Source organism: Vagococcus salmoninarum (genome assembly GCF_003987495.1).
Lineage (GTDB): Bacteria > Bacillota > Bacilli > Lactobacillales > Vagococcaceae > Vagococcus_D > Vagococcus_D salmoninarum.
This window is the reverse complement of record NZ_NGJU01000001.1, coordinates 65,766-78,612: the sequence shown is the minus strand read 5'-3', so window position 1 is coordinate 78,612 and position 12,847 is coordinate 65,766. Positions and strand designations below refer to the sequence as shown.

Annotated in this window: 13 protein-coding genes; 11 read left to right on the top strand and 2 right to left on the bottom strand. The window is 34.5% G+C overall.

Annotated features, from left to right (window positions below; all coding sequences use genetic code 11):
* Positions 1–39: 39 nt before the first annotated feature.
* The gene (locus CBF35_RS00395; protein WP_170174664.1) at positions 40–495 is read left to right on the top strand and encodes a tyrosine-type recombinase/integrase; all 456 of its coding nucleotides are present in this window, start codon (positions 40–42) and stop codon (positions 493–495) included.
* 30 nt (positions 496–525) lie between these two features.
* On the top strand, positions 526–1,278 hold the full coding sequence (locus tag CBF35_RS00390; protein WP_170174663.1) for a site-specific integrase: 753 nt from the start codon (positions 526–528) through the stop codon (positions 1,276–1,278).
* Between the two features lie 292 nt (positions 1,279–1,570).
* On the opposite strand, the gene CBF35_RS00385 is transcribed toward CBF35_RS00390, so the two are convergent.
* Complete coding sequence (locus tag CBF35_RS00385; protein ID WP_077150400.1) at positions 1,571–2,734, bottom strand: phosphoribosyltransferase; 1,164 nt, start codon at positions 2,732–2,734, stop codon at positions 1,571–1,573.
* Positions 2,718–3,584, bottom strand: coding sequence for a DNA processing protein DprA (locus CBF35_RS00380; protein ID WP_002367012.1), 867 nt, complete (start codon positions 3,582–3,584; stop codon positions 2,718–2,720). Before CBF35_RS00380 ends, CBF35_RS00385 begins: the two co-directional genes overlap by 17 nt.
* 411 nt (positions 3,585–3,995) lie before the next feature.
* On the opposite strand from CBF35_RS00380, the gene CBF35_RS00375 reads away from it, so the two are divergent.
* From CBF35_RS00375 to CBF35_RS00335, 9 genes are all read left to right on the top strand, one after another.
* The gene (locus tag CBF35_RS00375) at positions 3,996–6,689 is read left to right on the top strand and encodes a SpaA isopeptide-forming pilin-related protein (RefSeq protein ID WP_077150399.1); all 2,694 of its coding nucleotides are present in this window, start codon (positions 3,996–3,998) and stop codon (positions 6,687–6,689) included.
* A 59-nt stretch (positions 6,690–6,748) separates the two neighbouring features.
* A complete protein-coding gene (locus tag CBF35_RS00370) occupies positions 6,749–7,069 on the top strand; it encodes a hypothetical protein (protein ID WP_002367014.1) in 321 nt (106 codons plus the stop codon).
* A gap of 15 nt (positions 7,070–7,084) precedes the next feature.
* On the top strand, positions 7,085–7,483 hold the full coding sequence (locus CBF35_RS00365; protein ID WP_010783787.1) for a DUF961 family protein: 399 nt from the start codon (positions 7,085–7,087) through the stop codon (positions 7,481–7,483).
* A gap of 16 nt (positions 7,484–7,499) precedes the next feature.
* A complete protein-coding gene (locus CBF35_RS00360) occupies positions 7,500–8,936 on the top strand; it encodes an FtsK/SpoIIIE domain-containing protein (RefSeq protein WP_010785413.1) in 1,437 nt (478 codons plus the stop codon).
* 376 nt (positions 8,937–9,312) lie between these two features.
* Entirely contained in the window at positions 9,313–10,614 is a 1,302-nt protein-coding gene (locus tag CBF35_RS00355; RefSeq protein WP_002367017.1) for an XRE family transcriptional regulator, read from the top strand.
* Positions 10,615–10,626: 12 nt separating this feature from the next.
* Complete coding sequence (locus CBF35_RS00350) at positions 10,627–11,112, top strand: antirestriction protein ArdA (RefSeq protein ID WP_010785414.1); 486 nt, start codon at positions 10,627–10,629, stop codon at positions 11,110–11,112.
* Positions 11,109–11,483 (top strand): hypothetical protein, encoded by a 375-nt coding sequence (locus CBF35_RS00345; RefSeq protein ID WP_010785415.1) that lies wholly within the window; start codon positions 11,109–11,111, stop codon positions 11,481–11,483. The genes CBF35_RS00350 and CBF35_RS00345 overlap by 4 nt, the downstream gene beginning before the upstream one ends.
* Positions 11,484–11,487: 4 nt before the next feature.
* Positions 11,488–12,507: a conjugal transfer protein gene (locus CBF35_RS00340; RefSeq protein WP_003744477.1), complete on the top strand. Its 1,020-nt coding sequence runs from the start codon at positions 11,488–11,490 to the stop codon at positions 12,505–12,507.
* On the top strand, positions 12,508–12,846 hold the full coding sequence (locus CBF35_RS00335) for a TcpD family membrane protein (protein WP_003744475.1): 339 nt from the start codon (positions 12,508–12,510) through the stop codon (positions 12,844–12,846).
* Position 12,847: the final 1 nt, after the last annotated feature.

The following is a 12,847-nucleotide window of genomic DNA, read 5'->3' as shown; positions in this document are numbered from 1 at the left end:
AATGCGAAGATGTTTGCAGATAAAAAGAAAGGACAAGACATGGTTACCTATAAAAAATACCTCACTGCCACTGGCAAAGAGCGCTGGAGCTATCACGGTTACTTAGGAGTCAATCCTAAAACAGGTGCTTACGTCAAACCACGAAAAAAAGGATTTCAATCAAAAGCAGCAGCAAAACTTGATTACGAACGACAAGTCCAGCAGCTCCGCCAATCAAAAAAGCTTAAACCAAAGAAACAAGTCACCTTCAACCAACTTGCCACAGAATACTTCTCTTATTACAAAGACAGCGGCGTAAAACCAGGAACGTATAAAAAGTTTACCGATGAAATTAATAAACATGCCCGTCCAATTTTAGGTGCCATTTATGTTGATCAGATTGACATTGATGATTGTCAAAAAACTTTTGACCTTTTAAGAAAAAGACGGAAGGATCATCGGAAGATAAAGAATCAAATCAAAGCGGTGTTAGACTTTGCTATTACTAAACGATAAATCGATACCAATCCCATGGACTATATTTTAATGAGTAAGACAACCTTTCAGTACAAAAAAAAGCGTCTTGCCTCTGATGAAAACTTTTACACTCCAGAGCAGCTCATGACTTTTTTAGAGGCTTACAAAGAGATCGAAGAGTACCACCGCTTTGTATACTTTCGCTTATTAGCTTTCACTGGTTTACGACGTGGTGAAGCTTTAGCCTTATTTGAAAGTGACGTCTTGAAAGCCGAAAAAGCCCTTGATGTGACTAAAACTTTAGCGGAAGATGAAAAAGGCCACACTTACCTTTCCTATTTTCCTAAAACTGAAGAGTCAAAAAACCTCGTTTACCTCGATGATGATACCTTTAATTACGTTCAAAAGTTAATTAAAGATCGCAACTCTTTTGACAACTACGGCAACCTCACTTACTTTCAACCCAACACTTATTTATTTCCTAGTCCTAAAACTGGCAAACACTATGGCCGTGGCACGCCTAACGATTGGCTTCTACGCTTCTTTGATCGAAATCAAGAGGAACTACAAAAAAGAGGGCTCCACCGAATTTCACCACATGGTTTTAGACATTCCCAAGCCACCTTACTCTATGAATTAGGAGTCGATCCAAAAGATGCCCAGTACCGACTACGCCACAAAAATTTAAAAACAACAATGGATATTTATACCCACCTCTCAGAACAAAAAAAACGCTCTCCCATCGTAAAATTGGAGCAATTTTCAGCTGATGGAGCAATATTTGGATCAATATTTTTCAAGACAAAAGAAAACAACCGTTAAAAACGCTATATATCAGCGTTTCTAACGGTTGTAAATGAATTACCCAACTGACCCTTCCAGCAAAAGGCTTGCTTTTCTCAGAACTACTGACAAGCTCTAAACGTTGGTATACCGGCATTCTGGTTCTTCTGTGAATGCTGCGAAATTCTAGTAATTTTTGTCAATTGTAGTTAGTTTTGATTTAGTTTCAAACTTTTTTAATTAGAAAAATATGGATGTTTTGGATAGTTTTTAGTAAGAAAATTGCGAGCTGGAACGAATACTAATGATTTTATTAAAGTCCCTAAAAATTTCAAACTAAATCTGTAAAGTTTAAGATTTCATTATCATTATATTTGTCATAAAAATTACCTCTTGAATTTCCTTGAAATAATTCTTCGCCAATAAATTCGTAACTTGCTTCATTCAAATCATAATTTGTTAAAAAATATTTGCTCCCAAATTTACCAATAGAAAGAAAAATAACTTTTTTAGCACCCGCACTTAGTAACAAGTGTTTAGCTGCCTCAGCAGAATAGCCGTTGGTTATATAATCATCAATAATACAAATAACTTTTCCTTTAATCCTATCTACTAAAGAATCATTAATCTTCAATGTTTCAAAATCTCTATTGCATTTTTGCTGCAATCTCGATAAACCACTACTATGTTTTGACTTCATAGCAGTATGCCTGATTAGTATCTCTGGTCCAGTTCTTGGGCCACCACTTACAATAACTCTGACTGCCTCTTTCAAAAAAGAAATAGACGTTTCTGTATTACTAGGATTAGATGAAGGGAACGTTCCCCAGTAATCTACATCTTGATAGTAACTATTTGTAGTTACTTCATTTATTAAATGAAATAGCAGTATAAGTAGAATTCTTTGATCTCTTGAAAATTCATTTCCCTTTAGATTAGCTTCAAAAATTTCTTTTATTCTAGCTTCTTCTTCTGGTCGATAGAATGTATTTGCATTATTCAAACTCATAACACTGTACTGGTCATTTATATGCATCTCAAAATAATTTCCTTGATGGACGTCAAAAGCTTTAAAACAATCTACAACATTTTGAAAATCAATAACAGGTAGTCCGTATTTTTTAACTTTTTCAGAAATATTTGATCTCTGATTAATCATTTTTTCTGGATTAAATAATGGCAATTTGCAGTTGAATGCAAAAATGGCATCCTCATCTACAAGTCCTATTACCGCAACTACTATTCCTTTATTTTTCAACTCAATAATTGCTTTTTTAGTTTGTGGGTTTCTGTCCACAAATGCTATTTTATTTTCAAAATTTTCAGGTATCTGATTTTTCATTGTTCTAACTGAAGCACTTCTTGCCAGAATAGCAATTTCTATCTCCTGGTCTGCAAAAAAATCTACAATCCATAAATTATCTTGGATCAGTTGATTATCTGAATTAAACAAAAATAATTTCGACATAATTACAACTTTATTCATAATCGGCATTTAACATCTCTCCTCCAAATTCATAAATTTTATTATTAATTTTTTCATCATTTTGGTCTACAAATAATATTTTTTTAGCTGCCTCACTTGCATTTCTAATTGTATTCATTGTTCCACTTTTTAAATTAGTTTCCGTAACTAAAACTACATCACTCACATTTGCCACGTATTGGTTTCTTTCCAAAAAACTCGATTTATAAGTATTCTCTTTAGGACCAATAGCAGTTAATAGTAACCCATCTTCTACTATCTTATCCGAAAGTTTCTTATTACTTTTAGGATAAATTTTATTGAAATTTGTTGGTAATATAGCAATTGTTTTACCATTATTTTTTAATGCTGTCTCATGAGCAATTGTGTCAGTTCCTTCTGCTAAACCGCTCACAATAACAAAACCGGCTTCAACAAATTTTTGAGTCAATTTCTGTGTTATCTCAATTGTTTTTTTTGACGGATGGCGTGTTCCAATTATTGCCATGCGTTTTTTGTCCTTTGTTAACAACGATGTATCACCTTTACAATAAATAAAAAGAGGCATTATTTTTTCTGGGACTATTTCAGTTATTTCATTCCTATCATATTTAAAAAAAATTTTATTTTTACTATTTTTCACCAAAAAAGACTCATTAGAAAACAAATTTTTTTTAAAATCTTCATAGGCTATGAAATCATTTGATATCTTTTTTTCCTTTTCAGAAAAAAGATCTTCTAAATTGATTTCTAAATCGATATCTTTCTTAAAAATCACCTGTATAGGATCTAGTCCAGAAAGAAATATATGTTGTAATAAAATATCATTAAATCCAAACTGCTTTAAAAAAAACAATTCACTCCGTATATTTTCTTGCATAATGTTCTCTCCTTAATGATATGCATCTGTTTATTGAAGACATATATTCAGTTTCAACTATATCCAGACTATTCAGTTTAATATTGAACTATTAAATATAAAAAGTCAACAAATTCACGAAGCGACAAAAACAAATAAAAATTTAATTTGTACAAAAATAGTCTGAAACCAAACCGACTCTCTCGCTCCAAAAAAAGGCTTTCATTTTAGCCGTAATTAAATAGAGTTTCAGTTAGAGTAATTAATAACTATCAGAAAATATATAATTCAATTACTTTTCAAAATATCTAAGATATCAAATACCATTATAAGTATCTAAAGGAGCTGAATCAAAACACTTGTCCAAAAAAATCAGAAGTCCCTCTCGTAACTCTAAAAAAAACAAAAATAACTCAAGGAGGAAAAGAAACAATGACAACTAAATATAAAAAGCACAAACTAGCCAGCTATCTCGCATTGATAGTAATCATGGCTAGTTTTTTTGTTACTCCTATCACTGTCCTTGCTGCTACCGTCAACTACACAAGAATTGCTGATTACGTTTCTACTTGGTATTTAGCGAACCCTGCTGGTCTTCATTGGACAGATGATGGTGTTCACATGATTAAAGCAGAGGGTGAGCCTGCCTTTTGTATCGAACATGGTACCATTTTAAATGGCGGTTCTGGTTTTGATCCATCTGAACTCACTATTGCTGAAAAAGACCGTTTGTCTCTGATTGCCTATTATGGCTATAAAACGAATCCTACAAGTGAAAACTATGGAATCACTCAAAACATGATTTGGGAGTCATTTGGCGATCAGCTACTGTCTACCACCCTTCCCAACTATCAAAATCGGAAAAATGAAATTCTAGCAAAAGTGAATGCGCACAATACAAAACCTTCATTCAATAATCAGACGATCACGTTAAATGTTGGCGATACAATCACACTTAATGATACAAACGGTGTTTTAAGTAAGTATGGCAATCTAGCTAGCAATTCCGCTAATCTACAACTAAATAAATCCGGAAACCAATTGAAGTTAACCGCAACCAGTTCATCGAAAGAAACAGGAAAATTACAGTACAATATCGCAAATGCGAATGATGTTGGTACAAGTTTTGTTTTCAACAAACCCAATGAACAAAAAGTAGCTACTTTCAAATTATCTAATGCCGGCTCCTTTCAGCTAAATATCAAAGTCAATTTAAACGGTAATGTCAAATTGAAAAAAGTAGATGAGGATACCGGACAGCCTGTCCCCAATACAAAAATGAAATTTGAGTTTAACGGACAATCCAAAGAAATTGTCACTGATACGAATGGTTTAGCTCAAATAAATGACTTAAAAGCTGGTACCAAAATAAAAATCACCGAAGTAACTGCCAACAATGGCTTTGTAAATAAAGGCGAATCTAAAGAAATTACGATTGAACCCAATAAAACAATTGAAGTGGTGTTTGCAAATAAAGCCCAACAAGGATTGCTTCACCTAAAGAAAACAGGGCAAAAAGCTTCTAGTGTTACAACCAAAGATTCAAAATATGGAAAGCTACATGAAATCACTTTCGATTATGTTCCTCTGGCGGATGTAACTTTCACCATCAAAGCTCGTGAAGATATTAAAGTAGGCAACTATGTTCATGCAAAAAAAGGAAGTGTAGTTGCCACTGTTCAAACAGATAACAATGGTGAACTAATGAATATGCCAAAACTTTATCTCGGAAAATATGAAGCCATTGAAACAGCTGCGCCTGCTGGCTATTTGATGAATACCACTCCGCTTCCTTTTGAATTCACCTATGAAGGACAAAACGTTGAACTTGTATCTCAATCTATTGAAGCAAAAAACGATTTTCAACAACTAAAGATCACTCTCCATAAAAACGAAGAGCAGATTCAGGAGTGGAAAGAAAATAAACCAATTATAGAAGAGATCAAAGCCAACGACAAAATATTCGGTCTGTTTACTAATCAAGCATTTACAATGACAGATAAAACAGTGCTGCCTGCTGATTCTCTACTAGGTTTTGGCACAGTAAAAGATGGTGGACTTACGTTCCCTAGGCAACAATTAATGGAAGGAAAATATTACTTTCAAGAATTAGATGCTGGTGAAATTCATGATATTGATACTAGCCGTCATGAATTTGAGTTTACAGCAGCTGACCACGAATCCGAAAAAGTAATCGATATTTATGCTGCTAAAGAAAACTTGGAGGATGAATCTGTACCACTTCTAAATAAGCTTCACTTCAACCAATTCTCACTAAAAAAAGTAAATGAAGAAGCCACTTTAAAAGAAAAAAATGGCTATGATTTTGCTTTTACAGGGAATGGAAAAGGCACTATTTTCACTTTAGAAAATGAGGAAAAAGAAGTGATTCAAACAGTCACTGTAGATGAACAATCTCTTGCTACCTTTACCAATATCCCTGTGGGAACATTCTATTTGAAAGAAAAACAATCAGCTTCTGAACAGTATGTTCTATCTCCTGAGACCTATCAAATCGTCTCTACTCTAAAAGGAATTCAAGTCTATGACAGTAAAGGAACTTTACTTAGTGAAATCCTTAATGAAGAGAAGAAAGAAGAAAATCCAAACAAGCCATTAACGAATGAAACTACCCCAGTTGAGGAACCACAAACCAATCAAGAGCCACTTCTACTGCTGGAGATTAAAAATCATTTAGTCAAAGGGATTGCTGAACTAACCAAAACGGATGTTTCCAATGGAAAAGAGCTACCAGATACAGGCGTTCGTATTCTTGATAAAGATAAAAAAATCATCATTGAAGGAAAGACGGATCATCAAGGTCGTTTTAGTTTTGAAAACTTACCACGAGGAGTTTACTATTTCCAAGAATATAAAGCCCCTACTGGCTATCAAATAGACGAAACGCCGATTAAGTTTGAAATTCAAGAAGATGGTGAGGTTGTCAAATGTAACATGACAAATGAAATGATTCCAAGTAAAAAAGAAACTTCTGTAACAGGAAGCTTACCACAAACTGGTGAAGTTGTTTCTTTTGCAGGAATTATTTTAGGGAGCTTATTGTTAGCTGGAGTTGCTGGCTATTACCTTTACAACAAAAAGAAAAAGCATCACAACGATAATTAGAAAAAACGGAGGCAGTTCTATGTCTCTTTTTTATTATAAAAAAGAAAGAAGGAAAAAAGATGTCCAATCGTGTCACAAGCATTGTCTTAAAGGACAATCAATTAGGAAATAAAATCAAAGCAACCGTTAAAGAAGAACGAGAAATTTATGTAGAGGGAAAAAGAATCCCTTGTCGCATTTTTACAGCCTCCTCTGCTCTTCATCCTGACTTTGAAATCATCGTTCCAAATTTACGAAACTCCCTACGTTTTGAAGGTCGTAAAGAAGTCGAGCTGCGTGAAGTTACACTTGTTCCTAGTGCCAAACGAAATAATATTGGAACAGTTAGTCGATCACTTGAATTACAAATTTTCGCTAAACAACTGCTGACATTGAACTAGAAAAGGAGAAAAATGATGAGTTTAAAATTTGAAGATAACATTGTGAAAGATTTTGATACACGTAGAACATTTGGAAAATTATTCTATTTGAATAGCCAAAAAATTTATGAAACAGATACAGAAGGTAACCGAACAGATTTTGTTCGTGAACAACGCATTACTGTCTATTCCGAAGCTAAAAATGACCAAATTGATATTACTGTTCCAGAAACTGTTGATACTACAGCGTTCTCTTATGATGATGAAGTAGAGCTTACAGGAGAAGTCACTGCACTTGCTTGGCTTTCTTCTTATACTGGTTATAACGATTCGATTCAGTCAGAGCAAGCCTTCAAAATCCGAGCAGAATCCCTAAAAAAAGTAGAATCAGTTAATGTAAAGCAAGCTAAAGGGGACCAAAATCTGAAAAACTAATTGAATGGAGGCAACTATGAACACATTCTTTCATTATCGTGGACGTAGAATTCGTCCTCTACATCTATCTGTTTATCGTACCTACCTTCTACTAGCTTGGTTTCCTTTTCTATTATTTGCTGGTTACTACAGCTACCTTTTTATCTATCCGCTAATACAGATGATGCAACAAAGACAAATAATTGATTGGATTGCCCTCTTAGTTCCCATTGGAGGGCTTTTTTTAATACTCTTCTTGCCGTTGTTAGTTTTGGTCATGATTCGCAGAGTTTCTTTTTTAAAGGGTGGTTTCTTCTATCGAGTTTACCAACGACAAATGTTAGCTCGTCTCTTGAAAAGCAATGGATTGTATGAGAAGAAGGAACGGAAATCAAAAGAACAGGCTACTGAAAAAATGGTTTTTCCAAAAGTTTATTACCGTAATACCAAGGAAATTCTTTATTTAACGGTTCCCACAGATGGCATGAAATGGCATGATCGCTTTCAAAAAATTGCAAAAACTTTTGAAGAAATGTACATTGCTGACTTCATTGAGGAACAAAAGGAAATGGGCTTCACCACCTATTTATTAATGATTGATGTGATCAGTAAGCGGATTAGAATTGAAGATTGTATCGTAACAAATGGACAAGTCAAACTCATGGATGGCGTTATATGGGACTATGCCGAAGTGCCTCACATGTTAGTAACTGGAGGCACAGGGGGTGGCAAGTCCTACTTTCTGCTCACCTTAATTCATGCGCTCATTCAGATTGGAACGGTTGATGTATGTGATCCAAAAGAAGCAGATTTAAAAGATTTAGAAAGTCTACATTTATTCAAAAATCACGTATTTTACGGAACAAAATGGATTACGAAATGTTTAAAGAATGCTGTAGAAGAAATGAATCGACGTTATGTTTATATGAAGGCTCTCCCTAACTATACAACAGGGAAAAACTTTGCATACTATGGTATTCCTCCCTACTTTATTATTGTTGATGAGTGGGCAGCCTTTTTTGGCACCTTAACCTATAAAGAACAGGACGAAATTCTGCGATATGTAAAGGAACTTGTTCTAAAAGCACGACAAGCAGGTGTTTTTCTCATTTTAGCAACCCAACGTCCTGATGCAGATAACTTTGGTGGCGGTGTACGTGATAATCTTTTATTTCGAGTTAGCTTGGGAAAGCTATCAGAACAGGGCTATTACATGACTTTTGGATCGGATCAAAAAGGAAAAGCGTTCATCAATAAACGAATTAAAGGCAGAGGCTACTGCGATAGTGGCTCAGGAGTTCCTCGTGAATTCTATGCCCCTCTTGTTCCTAGAAAATATGACTTTCTAGCAGCTCTTCAACAAATTGGTTCTATGCAAACGTTAAATATAAAAGAGCTTTTACAAGAAATGACTACTGAGGAAATTAATGAAGCACATTCAGCATTTGGACTTTCACGGAAAAAGCTAGAGTGAGATCCCCCCACTATATCAATGAAAAAAGGGAAAGGAAAAGTTTTATCTTTCGTTGCCCTTTTTTCGTTGCCTCAGCGGATGGAAGAAGCTGATACTAACCGCTTCGTTTTATGAACAAGGTTTCCTTGTGAAAGCCGCACACTTTGGTGTGTGGCGGTAGAACGAAAAGGAATAGGCAGGTTTCCTGACTATGACTGTGCGTGGTTAGGGCGAGCAACGCTCGCTCTAACCTGTTACCCCCCGCTTAATAACATGGGGGTAACTTTTTACAAGAAAGACAAAATAGTTATCAAAATCCCTTATTAATAAAGCTTTTCTTTAAGAATAAAGCTGTAAACAATTTTCATTTATTTTGTGAACATAAGGCAGGTGACCCATGAATAATCAAGAAATAAAAATTTTACGAAAGCGACTTCAATTAACACAACAGCAATTTGCTGAAAAGCTTGATTGGAGTAAATCATACCTTTCCATGATTGAAACTGGTAAACGAACGATCACAAAAAAATCCATAGAAAAAATACGCAAAACATTCCATTTGGACGGTGGCTTTCTACCCATGGAAGCAAAAATTGATTTTCTTCGTGTTCGATTCAAAATCCACTCCCCTTCTCAAGTAATTGAGAAAATATTACAAATGAATCCAGATGTATTCATTTACAAAAACTATGGCTTTAATCATTATACAGAAAGCTATTGTTTTAGTGACATCTTTGTTTTCTCAAATCCAGAAAACCTAGATATGGGAGTGATGATTGAACTGCGTGGACAAGGCTGTCGAGAATATGAATTGGTACTAGAAGAACAAGAAGAAACTTGGACGACATTCTTTTGGCGGCTTTATCAATCGAATATTTTTGGTGAAGGTCTAATAATTGACACCAAAATTACACGAATTGATTTGGCTCTGGATGAACATCTCTCTCTTCTTTATCCCAATTATGATTTATTTGAATTGAAAGAAAAAGTTGAACAAGGATTAGTCGATACCACTTTTCGCAATTTTGATTTTACAGGAGGAATTGTTGTGAAGAATGGACAACAGCTCAACAAAGGACTCTCTCTTTATTTTGGTTCCAGACAATCGCCGTTTTATTTAAACTTTTACCAAAAAGATTACGAATTGGCAAAAAAAGAAGAAATATCTGTTGAAATGGCTCGTCAGAAATATGGCATTAAAAATCGTTATGAAATCCGTTTGGCTGACGAAAAAGCTTATCTCTTTGTTGAATATTTACTTTCTACAGGAGAAACAATTGAATGGATCGTCAAAGAATTAATTGATACTGCCATCAAAGTATATGATTGCGACTCAAATGGACTGCGCACTCATTACAGTCAAAATTGGCGCATGGTCATTGAAAGCATGCAAGAATTACGGTTGACCATGAAGGGTGAAAAACCAAATTATGATAAAGCGTTACGCTGGCTCTCAAACTATCTTGCTCCTACGCTAAAGAAAATTTGGATTATGGATCAAACGTTTGGCAAAAATGAGTTAATGTCTAGAATTCAGCAAGCAGAGCTAAAAGAAAAAGATCAAGAAGAGCTGTCAAAACTTACAACAACAATAAAAGAATTATTGCTACAAGAAGAAACTCAAGCAGCTACTCCCTCTTCTGTAACTGTTACACAAGATGAAGTCGAACAGCTATTAGCACAATTTTTATTTAATTGAGAGGTGAAAAAAATGATTGAATTATATATCGAAAATCTTCATACCCATAAAGGGCGATGGTTTGAACTACCTATTGATTGGGAAGAGGTCAAAGAAAAAATCGAATTGGACGATGGGCAGGAACATTTAATAACAGACTACATGGCACCATTTACCCTTTCTCACTATGAAAATTTTAGTGAAATGAATGAAGTAGCAGAACAACTGGATGAGCATAGTGGACACCCAGCCATTCACTATTTAGGTGAACTTGTAGAGTACGGATTTTTCAGCGATATTTTAGATGCATTTGAACAAATTGATGAAATTCAAGTCTACTCTGACTGTTATTCTTATAAAGACTATGCAGAACAATTAGTGGATGATCTTGGCTATTTATCTGGTGTTCCTGATTTAATCAAGTGGAATGTTGACTATGGGGGAATTGGTGAAGATTTACGCCAAGATGGACGCCTCTATCAAGCAAACGACAATACTATTATTGAGGTATTGTCATGAATCAGAAATATCTCAAAGAAGAACTCAAAAAATATGGCTTTTTCTATTTAGAAGGACAAATTCCCGAAAGACAAGCTCGGCAATTTCTCACTGTAAAAAAACTAACTCAACGAGAAAATCTGGTTTTTATTCCTAAAAAAGAAGTCTGTTTTGAACGAATTCTTTCTAAACACACCAGTCTTTATATTGAAGGACTAGAACGTTATAGCGATTCCGGTGTTTATCTTGGTTATTCGTATGATTTTTACAAAGCTACCTATCTATTCAATTCTCAGTCTAGTCGTTTAAAAATTTATGGTACGCAACTTTCTGCAAAGGAACTCCTTTATTTGGTAAAGGGGTTCCCTTTTTTAATAATCACAAAGGAGTAATTCAATGAAATTTATCAAAGAGAAAAAGAATCATCCCCCAGCTTTACCAAAAGAAGAAAAAGCCGCTAGTATCCGAACGACTCGTACCTTCTTTCTAATCCTAACGCTTTTGTTAATCAGCAGTGGTCCCTTTGCCTTTGTTAAATCTACCCAAATGCAAAGTCTTATTCGCAAAGAACAAACCACATTAACTGAAACGATTCACAAAGAATTAGCAAAAAAGACAAATACAGCTGTTACATCAGAATTGTATAAACAGTTTCTACAGCCTTTCATTACAGCTTACATTAATATTCCTACCGAGCAGCAAGCATTTGAAAAACGTTTTAATTCACTCCAAGAGACCTATTTCATGATTACCCTAGATGAAGAAAAGAATACGGGGACTGAACGAAAACTACTCTCTTCTGATTTTTATAATCTAATCAGTGAAAATGGACAATTGGTGGCTCAATACCGTATTGCTTATGAAATCAATGCTCCAGTTACAAAAGAACGTGATGTAAAGAAAAAAGAAGGTAATAAAGAAGTAGTCACCAAAGAAAAATATATTGACTACGAAAAAATTGAAAATCGTGTGTTGTTAAATATCCCTTTTATACAATTAAAAAATCAATCGTTTAAAGTGACTGCCTATCCTTATTTTACTCTTGAGCCTTCACTAACTTCAAAAAATGGGCAACTAAAAATGCCTGATATTTCTCAGTACCAACAAGTGGATACCAAAGAAGAAAAAATGGTTGTCAGTTTCATCCAGTCATTCCTTGATAAATATGTATCTGCTTCATTGGAAGATATGGCATTTATGATGAAAGAACCAGAAATTCTAACAGGTAATTATCAGATAAGTAATAGCCAAATTAAACCCTTCTTCAAAGACAAACAACTCTTTGCTTTTGTTACATTTGATGTTATTGATGGTGAAACAAAAATAGGTCACAAGGAAACCATGACTTTATTGTTGAAGCAACGAGAAAACACTTATTTTATTGAAACCATTCATCATTATTTAGGAGGAATTTAAATGAAACAAAAGAAAATAGTATGCTCTCCTCAGCAAAGACAACTACTAACTGTCAAACTCACAACACTATTCAGTAGCCTTTTATTCTTTTTCGCTCTATCTCCTGTCGCTTATGCTGATGCAAACGCTAAGGAAGCCAGTAACTATATCTTGAATGACTGGATTGCACCAATTTTTGGTGTAGTTGTTGTTTATTTAGTCATCAAAGAATTTCTAAATTCAAAATGGATTCAAGGTTTTGCAATCCTCTTTTTTGGCGGTATCATTTACGCTGTTATCAAAGACCCTACAGGCGTTCTTAATTCACTTTCTAATCTAAAAAGCTACTTTGGGTTATAGT

Coding starts and splice junctions, on each gene's coding strand:
- CBF35_RS00395 (WP_170174664.1), top strand. CDS start 40: ATGGTTACCTATAAAAAATACCTCACTGCCACTGGCAAAGAGCGCTGG.
- CBF35_RS00390 (WP_170174663.1), top strand. CDS start 526: ATGAGTAAGACAACCTTTCAGTACAAAAAAAAGCGTCTTGCCTCTGAT.
- CBF35_RS00385 (WP_077150400.1), bottom strand. CDS start 2,734: ATGCCGATTATGAATAAAGTTGTAATTATGTCGAAATTATTTTTGTTT.
- CBF35_RS00380 (WP_002367012.1), bottom strand. CDS start 3,584: ATGCAAGAAAATATACGGAGTGAATTGTTTTTTTTAAAGCAGTTTGGA.
- CBF35_RS00375 (WP_077150399.1), top strand. CDS start 3,996: ATGACAACTAAATATAAAAAGCACAAACTAGCCAGCTATCTCGCATTG.
- CBF35_RS00370 (WP_002367014.1), top strand. CDS start 6,749: ATGTCCAATCGTGTCACAAGCATTGTCTTAAAGGACAATCAATTAGGA.
- CBF35_RS00365 (WP_010783787.1), top strand. CDS start 7,085: ATGAGTTTAAAATTTGAAGATAACATTGTGAAAGATTTTGATACACGT.
- CBF35_RS00360 (WP_010785413.1), top strand. CDS start 7,500: ATGAACACATTCTTTCATTATCGTGGACGTAGAATTCGTCCTCTACAT.
- CBF35_RS00355 (WP_002367017.1), top strand. CDS start 9,313: ATGAATAATCAAGAAATAAAAATTTTACGAAAGCGACTTCAATTAACA.
- CBF35_RS00350 (WP_010785414.1), top strand. CDS start 10,627: ATGATTGAATTATATATCGAAAATCTTCATACCCATAAAGGGCGATGG.
- CBF35_RS00345 (WP_010785415.1), top strand. CDS start 11,109: ATGAATCAGAAATATCTCAAAGAAGAACTCAAAAAATATGGCTTTTTC.
- CBF35_RS00340 (WP_003744477.1), top strand. CDS start 11,488: ATGAAATTTATCAAAGAGAAAAAGAATCATCCCCCAGCTTTACCAAAA.
- CBF35_RS00335 (WP_003744475.1), top strand. CDS start 12,508: ATGAAACAAAAGAAAATAGTATGCTCTCCTCAGCAAAGACAACTACTA.